The organism is Microbacterium sp. CFH 31415 (assembly GCF_022538185.1).
Lineage (GTDB): Bacteria > Actinomycetota > Actinomycetes > Actinomycetales > Microbacteriaceae > Microbacterium.
Map to the genome: position 1 here is coordinate 439,682 of NZ_JAKYXC010000002.1, position 16,109 is coordinate 455,790.

Annotated in this window: 16 protein-coding genes; 7 read left to right on the top strand and 9 right to left on the bottom strand. The window is 68.9% G+C overall.

Annotated elements, in window-relative coordinates; genetic code table 11:
• Nucleotides 1-27 precede the first annotated feature (27 nt).
• From hemW to lepA, 3 genes are read right to left on the bottom strand one after another with little or no spacing between them, the layout of a single operon-like run.
• The gene (hemW, locus tag MK786_RS03015) at nt 28-1,245 is read right to left on the bottom strand and encodes a radical SAM family heme chaperone HemW (protein WP_241110750.1); all 1,218 of its coding nucleotides are present in this window, start codon (nt 1,243-1,245) and stop codon (nt 28-30) included.
• Nucleotides 1,246-1,252: 7 nt separating this feature from the next.
• The gene (locus MK786_RS03020; protein WP_241110751.1) at nt 1,253-1,903 is read right to left on the bottom strand and encodes a DUF1990 family protein; all 651 of its coding nucleotides are present in this window, start codon (nt 1,901-1,903) and stop codon (nt 1,253-1,255) included.
• 10 nt (nt 1,904-1,913) lie between these two features.
• Nucleotides 1,914-3,764 (bottom strand): translation elongation factor 4, encoded by a 1,851-nt coding sequence (lepA, locus tag MK786_RS03025; RefSeq protein WP_241110752.1) that lies wholly within the window; start codon nt 3,762-3,764, stop codon nt 1,914-1,916.
• 121 nt (nt 3,765-3,885) lie between these two features.
• Between lepA and MK786_RS03030 the strand changes: the two genes are divergently transcribed.
• Together MK786_RS03030 and rpsT are read left to right on the top strand one after the other, a co-directional pair.
• Nucleotides 3,886-4,605, top strand: a complete 720-nt coding sequence (locus tag MK786_RS03030) for an alpha/beta fold hydrolase (RefSeq protein ID WP_241110753.1) — start codon at nt 3,886-3,888, stop codon at nt 4,603-4,605.
• 113 nt (nt 4,606-4,718) lie between these two features.
• On the top strand, nt 4,719-4,979 hold the full coding sequence (rpsT, locus tag MK786_RS03035; protein ID WP_191766341.1) for a 30S ribosomal protein S20: 261 nt from the start codon (nt 4,719-4,721) through the stop codon (nt 4,977-4,979).
• A 181-nt stretch (nt 4,980-5,160) separates the two neighbouring features.
• Here the strand turns inward: rpsT and holA are convergent, their stop codons facing one another.
• Genes holA through MK786_RS03050 form a run of 3 tightly spaced genes read right to left on the bottom strand, consistent with a single transcriptional unit; the run spans nt 5,161 to nt 9,163 of the window.
• Nucleotides 5,161-6,198: a DNA polymerase III subunit delta gene (gene holA, locus MK786_RS03040; protein WP_241110754.1), complete on the bottom strand. Its 1,038-nt coding sequence runs from the start codon at nt 6,196-6,198 to the stop codon at nt 5,161-5,163.
• A 27-nt stretch (nt 6,199-6,225) separates the two neighbouring features.
• The gene (locus MK786_RS03045; protein WP_241110755.1) at nt 6,226-8,562 is read right to left on the bottom strand and encodes a ComEC/Rec2 family competence protein; all 2,337 of its coding nucleotides are present in this window, start codon (nt 8,560-8,562) and stop codon (nt 6,226-6,228) included.
• Between the two features lies 1 nt (nt 8,563).
• On the bottom strand, nt 8,564-9,163 hold the full coding sequence (locus MK786_RS03050) for a ComEA family DNA-binding protein (protein ID WP_241110756.1): 600 nt from the start codon (nt 9,161-9,163) through the stop codon (nt 8,564-8,566).
• A gap of 266 nt (nt 9,164-9,429) precedes the next feature.
• Here MK786_RS03050 and MK786_RS03055 point away from each other — a divergent pair, with 266 nt between their 5' ends.
• Entirely contained in the window at nt 9,430-9,642 is a 213-nt protein-coding gene (locus MK786_RS03055) for a hypothetical protein (RefSeq protein ID WP_241110757.1), read from the top strand.
• A 145-nt stretch (nt 9,643-9,787) separates the two neighbouring features.
• On the opposite strand, the gene MK786_RS03060 is transcribed toward MK786_RS03055, so the two are convergent.
• Entirely contained in the window at nt 9,788-10,240 is a 453-nt protein-coding gene (locus MK786_RS03060) for a VOC family protein (RefSeq protein WP_241110758.1), read from the bottom strand.
• Nucleotides 10,241-10,342: 102 nt separating this feature from the next.
• Here MK786_RS03060 and MK786_RS03065 point away from each other — a divergent pair, with 102 nt between their 5' ends.
• Entirely contained in the window at nt 10,343-11,320 is a 978-nt protein-coding gene (locus MK786_RS03065) for a YafY family protein (protein WP_241110759.1), read from the top strand.
• Nucleotides 11,321-11,458: 138 nt separating this feature from the next.
• Nucleotides 11,459-11,668: a hypothetical protein gene (locus tag MK786_RS03070; RefSeq protein WP_241110760.1), complete on the top strand. Its 210-nt coding sequence runs from the start codon at nt 11,459-11,461 to the stop codon at nt 11,666-11,668.
• Nucleotides 11,669-11,966: 298 nt separating this feature from the next.
• Here MK786_RS03070 and MK786_RS03075 read toward each other — a convergent pair whose 3' ends face one another.
• Complete coding sequence (locus MK786_RS03075; protein WP_241110761.1) at nt 11,967-12,170, bottom strand: hypothetical protein; 204 nt, start codon at nt 12,168-12,170, stop codon at nt 11,967-11,969.
• Between the two features lie 215 nt (nt 12,171-12,385).
• Between MK786_RS03075 and MK786_RS03080 the strand changes: the two genes are divergently transcribed.
• Both MK786_RS03080 and MK786_RS03085 read left to right on the top strand, forming a co-directional pair.
• Complete coding sequence (locus MK786_RS03080) at nt 12,386-12,574, top strand: hypothetical protein (protein ID WP_241110762.1); 189 nt, start codon at nt 12,386-12,388, stop codon at nt 12,572-12,574.
• A 587-nt stretch (nt 12,575-13,161) separates the two neighbouring features.
• On the top strand, nt 13,162-13,908 hold the full coding sequence (locus MK786_RS03085) for a hypothetical protein (RefSeq protein ID WP_241110763.1): 747 nt from the start codon (nt 13,162-13,164) through the stop codon (nt 13,906-13,908).
• Nucleotides 13,909-14,133: 225 nt separating this feature from the next.
• Here MK786_RS03085 and MK786_RS03090 read toward each other — a convergent pair whose 3' ends face one another.
• Nucleotides 14,134-15,885 carry a hypothetical protein gene (locus MK786_RS03090; protein ID WP_241110764.1) on the bottom strand — a complete coding sequence of 584 codons (1,752 nt, stop codon included), beginning with the start codon at nt 15,883-15,885 and terminating at the stop codon, nt 14,134-14,136.
• Nucleotides 15,886-16,109 lie beyond the last annotated feature (224 nt).

Genomic DNA, 16,109 nt, shown 5'->3' on the forward strand with positions numbered 1-16,109 from the left:
GGCCGGGAGGGTGACGGGCGTATTCGCCTACTCGGTGAGGGCGCGCACGACGGCGTCGGCGAGCAGGCGGCCGCGCAATGTGAGCACGATCCGGCCGTGGAGCGCCGTGGGCCCGTCGACGAGCCCGTCCGCGATGAGGGCCGCGACCGCCCGGCGCCCTTCGCCGAGCAGCTCCGAGACGGGCAGGCCCTCGCGGATGCGGGTGCGCAGCAGCACGTTCTCCAGCGTGCGCGCCTCCACGTCGGGCACCTCGCGCGCGGCGGCCGGGGACTCCCCCACCGCGAGGCGCTGCGCGTATGCGGCGGGGTGCTTGACGTTCCAGAACCGGACGCCGGCGATGTGACTGTGTGCGCCGGGGCCGAAACCCCACCAGTCGGTGCCCTGCCAGTACGCCAGGTTGTGCTGCGAGCGCTGATCGAGGCCGCGCGACCAGTTCGACACCTCGTACCAGTCGAAGCCGGCCGCCGCGAGCAGCTCGTCGGCGAGCTCGTACATGTCCGCCTGCAGGTCGTCGTCGGGCGCAGGCACTTCGCCACGGCGGATCTGCCGGGCGAGCTTCGTGCCGTCCTCGATGATCAGCGCGTACGCCGACACGTGGTCGGGCGCGAGGCTGATCGCGGTGTCGAGCGACGCACGCCAGTCGTCGAGCGATTCCCCCGGCGCGCCGTAGATGAGGTCGACGCTCACATCGAGGCCGGCCGCGCGCGCTGCGGCGACCGCGGTGCGCACGTTCGCCGGATCATGCGTGCGGTCGAGCGCCGCGAGCACGTGGGGAACGGCCGACTGCATGCCGATGGACAGACGGGTGACCCCGGATGCCGCGAGCTCGGCCGCGACCGCGTCGGTGACGGTGTCGGGGTTGGCCTCGACCGTCACCTCGGCGCCCTCCGCGATGCCGAACGCCTCGCGCACGCCCTCGAGCATGCGGCCGAGGTCGCCGGGCGGGAGCAGCGTCGGGGTGCCGCCGCCGAAGAAGACCGTCGAGGCGGGCCGCAGCGGTGCGGTGCGCTCCAGCACGCCGCGCGCGAGCGCGACCTCGCGCAGCAGGGTGTCGGCGTACTGGTCCTGACGCGCGCCGCGCAGCTCATCGGACGTGTAGGTGTTGAAATCGCAGTAGCCGCAGCGCACGCGGCAGAACGGCACGTGCAGGTACACACCGAACGGCGTCGCCGCGTCGATGGTCGTGCCCGGAGGGAACGAGCCGTCGGCGGGGACCGGCTCACCCAGGGGAAGCGCGGAGCCCATCAGCAGCTCACGCGGGCGTCGTGTACAGCGGCGAGATCGCCCGCAGGTACCGCGTGAAGAGCTCGCGCCGCCGACGGCGGATCAGACCGGGAAGCAGACGGTAGACGAACGACGACGGCGCATCGAAGGCGCGCACGGTGAACCACACCTCGTCGTTGTCGTGCCACTCGAGCATGAACGACTCCTCGCCGCTCACGACAGAGTCGCTCACCGTGCCGAGGGCGAAGCCGATGCGCCGCGGCTCTTCGATGGCGAAGATCACGCGCAGCTCGGCATCGGCGCGCAACCCGCGCACGCGACCCTCGACGCGGATCGTCGTGCCCGCGCCGACGTACGGCGTGCCGTCGGCGTCGTAGCGGAGGTCGGACTCGGAGCGACTGGGTGCGATGGGGTTGCCCTCGCCGTCGAAGCTCACGCCTGAGTACATCGGCCCGGAGGCCGGCCGCACGTCCTTCACGGTGAGGCCGGCACCGCGCTGCGCGGTCCACGACATCAGCGCCTCGCCGGCGCCCTGGAACCGCGCCTCGCCGCTGCCGATGCGCCATGACTCCTCTGCCGGAATGCTTCGCTCCGGTGGGAAGTGCATGAGGTCGGGCGCCTGCGTCGCCCCGACGGCGGCGTAGTCGACGGTGTCGTCCCGGAAGTTCCCTCGACGCATGACGACCAGCCTACTTCGCCGACTTCCCCTCGACGTCGCCCGAGAGCGCGGCGATGAACGCCTCCTGGGGGACCTCGACGCGACCGACCATCTTCATGCGCTTCTTGCCCTCTTTCTGCTTCTCGAGAAGCTTGCGCTTGCGCGTGATGTCGCCGCCGTAGCATTTGGCGAGCACGTCCTTGCGCATGGCCCGGATGTTCTCACGGGCGATGATGCGGGCGCCGATGGCGGCCTGGATGGGCACCTCGAACTGCTGCCGCGGAATGAGCTTGCGCAGCCGCTCGGTCATCATCGTGCCGTAGGCGTACGCCTTCTCGCGGTGCACGATCGAGCTGAATGCGTCGACCTTGTCTCCCTGCAGCAGGATGTCGACCTTGACGAGGTCGGCCTCCTGGCTGCCCGCAGGCTCGTAGTCGAGGCTCGCGTAGCCCTGGGTACGGCTCTTCAGCTGGTCGAAGAAGTCGAAGACGATCTCGCCGAGCGGCATGTTGTAGCGCAGCTCGACGCGCTCCTCCGAGAAGTACTCCATGCCCAGCAGCTGGCCGCGCCGGCCCTGGCAGAGCTCCATCACCGTGCCGACGAAGTCCTTGGGCAGCAGGATGGCCGCCTTCACCATCGGCTCGCTCACCGAGGCGACGCGGCCGTCGGGGTACTCGCTGGGGTTGGTGACCACCACGGTCTCGCCGGTGTCGGTGAGCACCTCGTAGACGACGCTGGGCGCCGTCGTGATGAGGTCGAGGCCGAACTCGCGCGAGAGGCGCTCGGTGATGATCTCGAGGTGCAGCAGGCCCAGGAACCCGCAGCGGAAGCCGAAGCCGAGCGCCACCGAGGTCTCGGGCTCGTACTGGAGTGAGGCATCCGAGAGCTTCAGCTTGTCAAGTGCCTCACGAAGGTCGCCGTAGTCGCTGCCGTCGATCGGGTAGATGCCCGAGAAGACCATCGGCTTCGGGTCGGTGTAGCCCGGCAGCGCGTCGGTCGCCGGCTTGCGGTGGGTCGTGATCGTGTCGCCGACCTTCGATTGGCGCACATCCTTCACACCGGTGATGAGGTAGCCCACCTCGCCCACGCCGAGGCCCTTGGTGGGCACGGGCTCGGGGCTCGAGACGCCGATCTCGAGCAGGTCGTGGGTCGCCGTCGTCGACATCATCTGGATGCGCTCGCGCGGGGAGAGACTGCCGTCGACCATGCGGACGTAGGTCACGACGCCGCGGTAGGAGTCGTACACCGAGTCGAAGATCATGGCCCGGGCCGGGGCATCCGCGTCGCCCTTCGGGGCCGGGATCTCGCCGACCAGGCGATCCAGCAGCTCCTCGACGCCCTGACCGGTCTTGCCACTCACGCGCAGCACGTCGTCGGGCGAGCCGCCGATGAGGTTCGCGAGCTCCTTGGCGAAGCGGTCGGGATCGGCTGCGGGGAGGTCGATCTTGTTGAGGACGGGGATGATGTGCAGGTCGTTGTCGAGCGCCAGGTAGAGGTTGGCGAGCGTCTGGGCCTCGATGCCCTGAGCGGCGTCGACGAGCAGGATCGCGCCCTCGCAGGCCGCGAGCGAACGGCTCACCTCGTACGTGAAGTCGACGTGGCCTGGCGTGTCGATCATGTTGAGCGCGAACGTGCCCTCGGCCGTCTGCCAGGGCATCCGCACCGCCTGCGACTTGATCGTGATGCCGCGCTCGCGCTCGATGTCCATGCGGTCGAGGTACTGCGCGCGCATGTCGCGGTCGGCGACGACGCCGGTGATCTGCAGCATCCGATCGGCCAGCGTCGACTTTCCGTGGTCGATGTGGGCGATGATGCAGAAGTTGCGGATCAGCTCGGGCGGGGTCGCGGACGGCTCGAGAGGCTTCAGGGCGCGCGGTGACATATCCCGTCGATTCTACGGGTGAGGGATGCCTCCACTCTGCGCAGTCGCTGGATCCGTGCGGGCGGACAGCCGGCCGAGGATTCGCGCGGCGACGCGCCGGCGCGATCGCTAGCCTGGGGCGATGGTCGTGCAGGTGGTGCTGGTGCACGGCATCCGCACGTCCGCGACCATGTGGCGCTCGCAGGTCGAGTACCTCGCGGAGCGCGGCAACCCCGTGACCCCGGTCGATCTGCCCGGCCACGGGTCGCGGATGTCGGAGGAGTTCACTCTCGACAGTGCGCTCGCGACGATAGACGATGCGGTGCGGGATGCCGCGGCCCGCGGGCCGGTGCTGCTGGCAGGCCACTCGATGGGAGGCCTCATCTCGATCGAGTACGTCGGCCAGGAGGACACGCCGCCCGTCGCGGGCTTCATCGCCGCGTCGTGCACCGCGATCCCCCGCGGAGTAGGCCTCGCTGCCTACCGCATGCTCGCACGCGGGTTCGACTCCCTCCCCGGCCGCGGAATGTGGCTCACCAACCGCATGCTCGACCGCATCCTGCCGCCCGAGACGCGCCACGACTTCGGCGCAGGCGGCTACGCGCTGGACGCCCAGGACGTCGCGCTGCGCAGCCTGTCGGTGCTCGACCTGCTCGCCGCGGTGCGGCGCATCGAGGTGCCGCTCTGGTTCGTCAATGGACAGTACGACCAGCTGCGGGTCAACGAGCGGCTGTTCCTCGAGCTCGCGCCCCATGCCGAGCTGATCGTCGTGCCGCGCACGACCCACCACGTCACGGTGATGCGCCCGCAGGTCTTCAACGCGCTCCTGAACGTGGCGATCACGACGCTCGAGCAGACCTGATAAACTCGGTGATTGGCTTGCGTGCGGGGTCCCACCTCCGCACGACGCCGCGAGCGGCCCCTCTACCCGTAACGCGGCACATCCCATCCATCAGACACGAAAGACACTTCACCGTGGCGAACATCAAGTCGCAGATCAAGCGCAACAAGACCAACGAGAAGGCGCGCGAGCGCAACAAGGCCGTCAAGAGCGAGCTGAAGACCGAGGTGCGTCGCACCCGCGAGGCTGTCGCCGCCGGCGACAAGGCCGCTGCCGAGAAGGCACTGCAGAAGGCGACCAAGAAGCTCGACAAGGCCGTGAGCAAGGGCGTCATCCACGAGAACCAGGCCGCGAACCGCAAGTCGGCCATCGCGAAGCAGGTCGCCGCGCTCTGATCCGCACCGGATTCGATCGAAGGCCCGTCCCTCTGGGGGCGGGCCTTCGGCGTTGTCGGGGTGGCGCCGGCGGGGCCGCGGTCGTGCGGTGCCGTCGCGCAGCCTGGTGCGGCTTACGCGCGGCGTTACGGGCGCGGCGTGGCGGCTTACGCGCGGCGTTGCGGCCGCGGCCTGATGCGGCTTACGCGCCGTACGGGGCGCGCGTCGCGATGACCGTGATGAGGCGCTCCAGCGCGAAGACCGCGTCGCGAGAGCCGCCCTTCACCTCGGCGTCAGCGCGCGCGGCCGCCTGGATGGCGCCGCCGAGCGACGCCTCGTTCCAGCCCGACAGGTCGCGACGGGCGCGGTCGACCTGCCAGTCCTTGAGCCCGAGCCGGCCGGCGAGGGCGGCGGCGGGCTCACGACTGCCGGCGACCCTGGCCATGGTGCGCAGCTTCAGCGCGATGGCCGCGACGAGCGGCACGGGGTCGGCCCCGGAGGCGAGAGCGTGGCGCAGGGCGATCAACGCGTCGCCGTAGCGGCCGGCGATCGCGGTGTCGGCGACGGTGAACGCCGAGGTCTCGACGCGGCCGCCGTAGTAGCGCTCGACGACCTGCTCGGTGATGTCACCGGGCACGTCGGCGATGAGCTGCTGGCACGCGGCGGCGAGCTCGGTGACGTCGTCGGCGAACGCCGACACGAGCGCTCGGAGTGCGGGAGGCGCGATGCGCTTCTTCGCCGCCTGGAACTCGCCCGCCGCGAAGTCGAAGCGATCGGAGTCGCGCTTGATGGCCGGGCAGGCGACCTCGACTCCGCCGCCCTGGCCGGCGCGGATGGCGTCGAGCAGCTTCTTCCCGCGCACGCTCGCGCCGGTGTGACGCAGCACCACCGTCGCACCGTCCTGCGGCGCCGCGAGGTACGAGATCGCCTCGGCCAGGAACGTGTCGGAGCACTTCTCGACGCCGGTGACGCGGACCAGGCGCGGCTCGCCGAACAACGACGGCGAGGTGACACCGAGGAGCGAGCCCGCGGCGTAGTCGTCGGCGCGCAGGTCGGAGACCTCGAGACTCGGATCTTCGGCGCGGAGGTAGTCCCGGACCCCGGCGATCGCCCGCTCGGCGCAGACGTCTTCGGGGCCGGAGACGAGCACGATGGGTGCTGGCTGGGGTGCCCGCCATGAGAGCTGCGGGATCGCGCTGCGCGCTGCCTTCGAGGGGGCGCGTCGCGCAGTCGATGCCATGTCTTCAGCCTACCGAGCACCCCCGACTCAGCCGCCGCGTTCGCGCCAGATCGAGACGGCGTCGCCACTCCCCCAGATCGCGACGATGCCGTCGACGTCCGTGCGTGCGATCAGCGCGCCGAGCCCCGTGAGCGCATCGAGGATCTCGGCGCGCGGATGACCGTAGTCGTTGTCCGCGCCGACCGTGACAAGGGCGAGGCCTGGCTGCGCCGCTGCGTAGAGTGCGGCATCCTGATCCGCGCTGCCGTGGTGGGCGACCTTGACGACGGCATAGGGCGGTTGCAGTGCTCCGGATGCCTCGAGCGCGCGCTGCGGCGACGCGGAAAGGTCGCCCAGCAGCAGCGTCGGCGGGATCCCTCCCCCACGCACGTCGAGAACGATGCTGGCGTCGTTGCCCGATGGGAAGGCGCGACTCCGGGCGGTCGGCCAGAGAACGCGCCACCGCGCATCCCCGAAGGCGCCGCTCAGCCCGGAGCGTGACGCGATCAGCTGCGCACCGCCTCGCGCGAACTCCTCCAGCACGCGCCCGTCATCGCCGGACGCTGTGGGGCCGTGGAGCACCGTGTCGACGCGTCCGACCACCGCGTCGACACCTCCGGCGTGATCGAGGTCGAAGTGCGTCAGCGCCAGGAGGTCGATGCGCCCCAGCCCCGCGCGGTCGAGGCAGGCGGTGAGCGAATCGGGTGCGGGGCCGGTGTCGACCAGCGCCACCGCGTCACCCGAGCGCAGCAGGATCGCGTCGCCCTGCCCGACGTCACACGCGAGGACCGTCCAGTCCTGCGGGAGCGTCCATCGGCCACCCACCGATGTGAGCAGTCCGGAGCCGGCGACGACGCCGGTCACGGTCGACAGGACGACGGCCGACAGAGCGACGGCGACTCGCGCGCGGCGGCTGGAGCGCCGCACCGCGATCACGACTCCTGCGGCGAGCCCCACGAGTGCCAGGGCGACCGCACCGGGCACCCCCTCGATCCACGGGAGCAGGTCGCCCGGCAGGTCGCTGAACGTCGTCGCCGTACCGGCGATCCACGCAGCCGGCACCCAGGCGAGTGCGGCGAGACCGTCCTGCAGCCACGGCACCGGCGCCGTCAGGCAGGCGGCGAGTCCGACGACGGTGGCGACGGGCGCGGCCGGTGCGGCGAGGAGGTTCGCGAGGACGCCATAGAGGGGAACCTGCGGCGCGATCAGCACGAGCAGCGGACCGCACGCGAGCTGGGCCGCCAGCGGCACGGCGAGCGCCAGAGCCAGTGCCCGCGGCAGCACCCGCTCCAGACCCCGCGCGAGAGGCCGCGCGGACAGCAGCAGCGAGCCGGTGGCCGCGGCGGAGAGCGCGAACCCGAGGGAGCCGGCCAGCCACGGGTCGGCCACGAGCAGCACAGCCACCGCGAGCGACAGGATCGACATGCCCGCACCCGGCCGCCCCAGCAGCACCGCCGACATGGCGATCGCCGCCATCACGCCCGCGCGCACGACGCTCGGCTCAGGCGTCACGAGCACGACGAAGCCGGCCAGCGCGGCGAGTCCGGCGACCACCCGCAGCGCGCGGGCCGCACCGGCGGCCGCTGCGCCGAAGAACGCGAGCCCGACGACGAGTGCGCAGTTCGCACCTGAGACCGCGGTGAGGTGCGACAGGGAGGACTCCTTCATGGCCGTGTCGAGCTCGGCCGAGACCATCGACGTATCGCCGACCGCCAGACCGGGGACGAGCCCCGCCCCGTCGCCTGGCAGGTCGTCGACCGCCGCCACCAGCCCTCGACGGAGCCCGGCCGTCACAGCCGCCGTCTGCTGCGGTGGGCGGATCACGTCGACACCGCGCGAAGCGCGCAGTTCCAGCACCGCACGATCGCCCGGTCTGCCGCCGCGCGCGGTGCCCCGCACCTCGACTTCGGAGCCGACGTCGAGCTGGGAGCGCGGATGCACGTCGCCCGGGCTGACTCGTACGACGACATCGACCCGTGCGGCGTGACGGACATCGCCGACGGCGATCCGCGTCGCAAGCGCGTCGAAGGCGAGGCTGCCGTCGACCCGGCGCTCGACCTTGCCCACGACGGTCGCGCGGACCTCGATCGCACGCCCGCCGTCTACGGCGAGCTCGGTCGCACCCGCCCGCGCGGGTTGCGCGAGCGCCACGTGCGACGCGGTGGCCGCCGCGAGCGCGAGCGCGCAAGCGGCGACCGCGATCGCCTGTCGGAGCCGCGCGTCGGCAGGTCGCCGGACCACGCCCCACGCGATCGCGCCGAGCGCAGCTGCCCAGCACGCGATGGCCAGAACTCCGGCGACCATAGGAAGGAACACGCAGACGGATGCCGTTATCCAGGCCGCCGCGGCTACAGGGAGGAGCCGGAGCGTCAGCCGAAGCGGCACGTCAGACCACCACGAGGTCGCGCAGCGCCTCGAGCATCTTGTCGCCGATGCCGGGCACGGCGAGCAGGTCTTCGACGGACGTGAAGCGCCCGTTCTGCTCCCGCCAGTCGATGATGCGCTTCGCCATCGCCTCACCGATCCGCGGAAGCGTGTCGAGCGCCGCGACGTCGGCCGTGTTGAGGTTCACCCGACCGTCGCCCGCCGGCGCCGCGGGGCCGCCGGCATCCGGAGTCTCACCTTGCGCGGGGACATGCAGCTGCTCCCCGTCGGCCACTGGCCGGGCGAGGTTCACCGCGCTCTGGTCGGCGTCGGCCGCGAACCCGCCGGCAGCTGCCACCGCATCGACGACGCGCGCGCCCGCCGCGAGCACGTAGAGCCCGGGAGCCGTGACCGCCCCCGACACGTGCACATACTGCGAGGCCGGGGTCGCGGCATCCGATCCGCCCTCATCGATGACGACGTGCTCGACGGGCGCCGACGCGCCCCGCAGGATGCCGATCGCCACCGTCACCGCGAGAGCCGCGATGACCAGTACGACGGCCGCGCCCAGCCCGAGTCGCCGTCTCGGCGAAGCCGAGGACGAGTCGTCAGAGGCGGTCACCCGCCCACGCTAGGAGCGCACCGATCAGCGGGGCCTCACCCGAGTGGCAGCTGGGGAGACGTCGTCGCCCCGGCCTGCCGTGGAGGAGCCGGTGGCGCAAGGAAGCCACGCCCACCGCGCGAGGCCCGCACGTCGAGAGGCCCTCGCCGCTGTCCGGGAAGGCGATGCCCTCGCGCGCCACCGTCTACCGCGACTCCAGCGCCGGCGCGTGGCATTCCTAGCAACCTGCGAAACACACATCTTCTGACACCGCCAAGGCCGCGCTCGTGATCGTTAACGCGATCGCGCAAGCCTGGACCGTCATCCCGCGCGGACTCCTGGGTGCCGACGGCGCCGATCCCGACGATCCGGAGCGCGTCGCCCACCATCGCACGGCCGTCGTGGCGGCGTTGGCGGCGATCGTCGAGCCGCGGGCGTCGTGGTCGTTCCGGGCGGACGCCGCGGCCGGGCGTTCGCGGTCGGTCACAGCATCGCGGTGAGCACACCGCCGTCGACGCGGACCGCCGCGCCATTGGTGGCCGACGCCGGCCGATGCGCGGATCAGGGACCGTTGCGCGTTCTCGGTGGATACGCGACCACGCCCAGCCGCGGCGCGAGCGCGGTGCTCGCGCCGCGGGTGATTCGTCAGGACGTGGCGGTGACGCTCCAGGTGACGCCGAAACGGTCGGTGAGCATGCCGAAGCCGGCGCTCCAGGCGGAAGCGGCGAGCGGCTCGATGACCACGGCGCCGAGCGCGAGGGCGTCCCAGTATCTCTGCAGTTCCGCGAGGCTGTCGGAGCTGACCGAGACGAGCAGTGCCTGTTCGGTGATGGTGGTGTGGTTCTCACGGCGGGTAGCACCGCCGCCGACCAGGCCGCCACACGTGGTGCCGGGGACGTCGTAGCCCATGACCCGGAACCCGTTCTCGCCGGCGACGAGACCGAACACAACGTTCTCGGCGCCGGGCAGCTCGGCTGGCATGCCGAACTCGGCGTACGTTGTGATGACGAGGTGGCCGCCGAATACCGACTGGTAGAACTCGAGCGCAGCCCGGGCATCGCCCTGGAAGTTCAGGTGGGTGGTCGTCTGGATGGTCATGAGTGCTCCTCTTCGTGGATGCGGGCCTTCCGGCGCCGTGGCGTCGACGATCCACCATGAGTAGGTCTGGTTTCGTCCTAGACCTTCGTTAGCCTTTCGAGCATGTCCACCTCCGCCCGGCTGCTGAATCTGCTGTCTCTGCTGCAGACCCGCCGCGACTGGCCGGGCTCATTGCTCGCGAAGAGGCTCGAGATCAGCGACCGGACGGTGCGACGCGACATCGAGCGCCTGCGGCAGATGGGCTATCGGATCGAGGCCACGATGGGCCCCGACGGTGGGTACCGGCTGGCCGCGGGCACAGAGTTGCCGCCTCTTCTGTTCGACGACATGCAGGTGGTGGCCATCGCCATCGCGCTGCAGACCGCGACAGTCGTCGGGGCCGACCTGGACGAGCCAGCCGCTCGTGCGCTGGCGACCATCCGTCAGGTCATGCCGTCGCGACTGCGCCATCGCCTCGATGCCCTCGAGATCGTCTCCGTCGCGCAACGGCCCGGAGGCGCCGCACCGACCGTCGTGCCCGTCGACCTGCTCGTCGAGCTCGCCGGCGCGGTCCGCGACCATGCGGTGCTGCGGTTCGACTACGCACCAAGGGGCCAGCCCGCCGCTGACGCACCCCTGCCTCCGCGACGCGTCGAGCCGCACCGCCTCGTCAACGCGCAGGGCCGCTGGTACCTCCTCGCGTGGGACCTCGAACGCGATGATTGGCGGCTCTTCAGCGTCGAGCGGATCAGCCCTCGCATCCCCCACGGGCCACGCTTCCAGCAACGTGACGTTCCCGGTGGTGATGTCGAGGAGTTCGTGTCCGCCCGATTCAAAGGCTCCGAGGTCAACGAGTGGGCCTGCCGCGGTTCGGTGATCATCGACCTGCCCATCGAAGCCGTGATGCCGTTCGTCGGTGACGGCACCGCACGCGAGGCTGGGCCGAACAGCACAATCCTGGAATCCGGATCCTGGTCATGGGGATCACTCGCCGCTTCCTTCGGCCGATTCGAAGCCCCCATGGAAGTACTCGGCCCGCCTGCGCTGCGCGAAGCCTTCGCAACCCTCGCTCACCGCTACGGAACGACCGCCACGCGATAACAAGGGCTTCCGGTCGCAACGATCCCCAAACGAGCCGTGCGCGGACGAGGAACCCTCGCGGGCATTTGGCCGTCCGCCGTGCCCCAGCCAATGTTATGGATGGGAGGGCCACAACAGGACAGGATTAGTCTGACCGTCATGTCGAAGAAGAAGACGCATACGAAGAAGCGGCGTCTCACCGATACTGAACTTCTTCTCTCGTCGTTCAAGGCGCTGATGAAGGCACACCGCACCGGCGACCCAGAACTCATAGAGCGAGCGACGCGAGTTCACGATCTGCACAGGGAGAGCATCGAGCTCAAGCACGAGTGGCTCAGACAGCAGCTCCTCGACAAGTCGGGAGCATGACTCGCGCGATCCCCATGCGGGTGGTACTCGGTGAAGGAACGTCTGCGCGCATTTCGCGACTCCGTCGAGTTGTTACTGCGTGGCGGGAGGAGGCGGGCGAGGTCACGTGCCCACGTCGCCGATGCCGTGAGTCCACTGTCCGTCGTAGTAGCACCAGACCCGCGTCTTCTGGGCATCGACGATGGCAGTGCACTCGGCGTAATGGCTTGCGCGCGCTTGACCGCGCGCAAGCCGGTCCGTCCTATGTACGCCACAAAGATGGGGCGGAGCATGTGCCTGCCCTGGAGAGACCGGCTATTCAGTCATCCACTTCAACGATTTCGTACTCGTACTCATCGTCGTCATCGGGTGCGGGATAGTCGCCGGGGTTCGACAGGTGCAGAACCTCGCCACCCGCGGCATAGTTGCTCTGGCCCTCCTGCGCTGCTGCCTCCGCCTCTTGGTAGGTGTCGAAGACCTCATCTTCCTCGTCGCCGTCTTCCCAGACCACCCTGAAACCCATCTGACGCCCCTTTCCGACGCCAGGATTACTGAGCCGCGAACGCACTGTCAATGAGCATCTCGGAGATGGCGACGTCCGCGTCATGGTTAGCGCCGGGGCGGGCCGTGGGTGATTCTGGACGTTGTGTCGCGCAACCCATGGCGACTCAGCCCGAGTCCAGCGGTGCCGTCATCCCTCCCGCGGCGCACCACGCATGTGGCGCTAGGGTCGGAGTCATGGGACTCGAACCTGGGGAGTACGAATTCGCGTGCATCCCGTGCCGTGGTACTGGCACGGTGGATCGTGGCGACGGCACTACGTTGGATTGCCCCGATTGCGACGGCACCGGCATTGACACAGTTGATGAAGACGATGCGGCTGAGTACGTCTCGCTGGGTTTCTCGCCGCTGCGCGGCCCGGTCTGACCTACTTGCGGAAGATCTCGATGAAGCCGCGCCCCGTGGAGAAGAGCCCGACGAGAGAGCACGCTGCAGCGCAGAGCTGAGCGCTCGTACATCGAGAACCCGTCATGTGTGGCGCTCGGGGCGAATGGCGCAGGCGGTGTGTTGACCTGCAGCGGCCCGGTGCACTGGATCTCCAGACCACGGCATGGGCGGAATCCCGGTTGCTGAGTCAGGAGTCGTTGGGATCGTACTCGCGATGATGAACGTCATGAAGCCCAAGGCGCCAAAGCACCCCACGCACTGAGTGGGGAACGGTGGAGGGCGAACCGTGGCCGCAGCGCCGTCACGAGGAGGATCCCCATGCGGGCGAGGGGCGATAGCGGTGCCGCCAACGCGCATTCCGCCGGATCCTGACCCTCGACGAGCGCCGATTGCCGCCGGAGACGGAATCCTCCGCCGCATCCCCCAACTGCGCCAAGCACACTAGCGGCGCCTTGGCGTTCGCTCGCATCGATCCCTGCACTCACTTCAGCTCTGTTGCGCCTCCTCGGGCTTGACTGCCGGAGCCTTCGCGGTCACTCGTCGGAGACAACAAGTACCGTCGAAGTGTGTTTGCAGACGACGATCACGAGAGCTTCCAGAATCGGCCCGCCGACCAGGAGTCGGTTTGGCGCTACATGGATCTCGCACGGTTCCTATCCCTGCTACAGACCTCAGCCCTGCACCTCGCGCGCGCCGACCAGATGAGCGACAGGTGGGAGGGATCGTACGGCGAGCTGAACCGCCAGCTGCGACCCGAACTCTACGGTGAGCACTTCGAGCAGATGTTCGCACATGCCGACCAGCGGCGGCAGTTCTCCCTCCAAGGCATTCGTCTCAATTGCTGGCACCTGTCCGAGTTCGAATCGGCAGCAATGTGGGATATCTACCAGGGGCGTGGCGTGGCCATTCGGTCAACTTGGGGGCGGTTGAAGCGGAGCATCAAGCCCGAGCGCTGGATCAACGGCGCGGAGGTCAACTATGTCGACTACCGGTCATCCTTTATTTCTGAGCGCAACATGTTTGATGCGTTCATGCATAAGCGGGAGAGCTTCAGTCACGAGCGCGAGGTAAAACTCGCGATGATGACCGAACTATCCGCCCCGCATCCGACCGAAGAGAACACCACAATCAGCCTCGGTCCCGAGCCGCCAGTCATCCCGGTGGAGGTCGACCTGGTCGGACTTGTCGAGCGCGTCTACGTCGCGCCCGACGCACCCGAATGGATCATGAGCGTCGTAGACAACGTCACCCGCCGGTACGGGTTCGAATTTCCAGTCCAACAGTCGGATCTGGCCACGGACCCAATCGCTTGACAACTGACACAGCGAGGATCCTCCAGCGCGCATGGGCACCGTACGGGACCGCCTTCGCGCACTCGACACAGGCGTGGTTCAACACCGCTCGATTGATTATCACCGGAAGCCAAGGGCTCGACGCTCGATTGTCAGTCGCGGCGCCCGAAGGCGGTGCTTTCGTCGCACATACCCGCTGCGAGCGCCGGTTGCCAACGAGCTGGTGGGCGTGGCGGTCGGCGCCACTCACCCCACGAACAGCTGATAGGTGAGCACGACGGCCCAGATCGCCAGCGCGAAGGACGCCAGTTGAGCGAGCCAGCCAAGAACGCGCAGTAATCGCGCTCTTCGCGCGTAAGGGCCAGATCCATGCACCCTCATTCGGCGGGGGATCAGTGGGATCGGCGCGCCCGGCTCCGCCAACCACTTCTGCCACGACCTCGATTGCTTCTCGGTCGCTCGTTCTCGCAAGAACAAGTCCTGGGCGATATCCGCATCCGACCGAGTGCGTTCAAGCCGCCGCCCGGCGCGCACGAGCTCAGCTTGCGTCAAACGGTAACCCTGCACGATCAATCGGAAAACAACATCGGGCGTGCGGGCGCTCAAGGTCGTCGGTACGGCCGAGTTCTCCTGCGCGAGAGAGCCCGCCTGAGCGAAATCATCAGGTGCGACGGTGGGAGCCTGACCGATTGACACGAACGCTCCCCGCAGTGGTCCATTCGCGGCAAGGGACGTCTGGATGACGTGTCGACGAGCGGATGCGTTGGCGCTATTCAGGAGTGCCAGCATCGAGCGCTGCGCTCCCCTCAAGCGCAGCGGAACCAACTCCTCCAAGTCGGAGCCCTTGCCGGTGGAGAACGGCTTCGACGCGTCGACTACAAGCATCAGCCCGGGTTCATCAGAACCGGCGAGCGCCGGGAGCCCCGCGTACCGATCGTCTCTTGCCAGCAGCGAGAATGCCGCTCCTAGGTTGTCGCAAACCCCGCCATCCACGAGAGTCAGTGTGTCGGTGCTGCGAAGTAGCCGTGCGCACCCCCAGGCCACGATCGCTCCTGTGGCGATCCCGGCCAAAGCTAGAACCAGGCCATCTCGACCGGACAGGATGCCCGAGATGCGCATAGCGACGGCAGCCACAGCTATCGCAGCGCCGGAGGCGCCAAGCAGACCCACTCCGAGCCTGCCGAGATGGCGGCGTGTGCGCGTGGGGCCAGCATCTGCGGTGCCGGCCAGTCCAAGCTCGCGAGCATCGAAGGCCAGCGGGCGAAAGCCGGGAAAGCACGCAGATGCAGCGACGGCGTCGGCTAGATAGACATTGGGAGACGTCCCCACGACGCCTGGCGCTAGCACGCGACTGGCGGACAGGTAGACGTGTGATCCGGTGCGCAGGTCGGTTGCGCAGTAGATACGCGTCGGCTCCGGCGCGGGCCCCTGCCCGGTCGAAAGTGTTTCGCCCTCCGGCCGGTCGTCTCGCGCAAGACTCGCTGCTGATAGTTGCTCCACGGCCGCCTGAACCGAATACCAACTTTGCACAAGCGCGGTGAAGAAATAGACGATCGCAATGACAGGCACTGCGATTGCTAAGAGGAGTGGAACGGCAATTGCCAGATAGTTAAGTTGCGCGAGGAGGGCCTCGGAATTTCGCAGCCACTCGAGAAAGTCCTCGGCAGCTCGAGGCGGATTGGGGCTATTCTGCGCCGCAACCGGTGCAGTTCCCAGTGGATTGATCATCAAGAGCAGGAAAGGCAGCGCAAGCGTGGCGAGTGCGAACAGGCCGCGCCGCAGCACCGTCTCTGTGGCGATGGTGTGACTCATGCCGAGCGAGGCAAGCCTCGCTACCCGGTCACCCATCGGGTCAGAGTCATCCGATGTTGGATCAGCAAAACCTCCCAGGGTGCCCGCGGAGGCGATGCTGCCGCCAGAAACTGAGCTGATCGAAGCGACGCGCGTTCTCATGTCCGAGTCCGCCACGGCGAGCAGCGCACCAGCGGCGAACAGCATCGCGCGGTACCCTCCGCCCGATAGCGAGAGTATCAACCTCGGGGCTGGGAGAGCGGCCGCCGCGGACACATCGTCGCCAGCCGGCGCACCTGGCACTACCTCGCCGACGGAGTCGTATTTGCTCGAAGGCTTATCCACGCGACCCCCCGGCTCAGCAAACCCGCGATCCGTGAATTAACCCATCCGCACGCGCGAGCGCACAAGAGCCATCCGTGAGGAGGAGC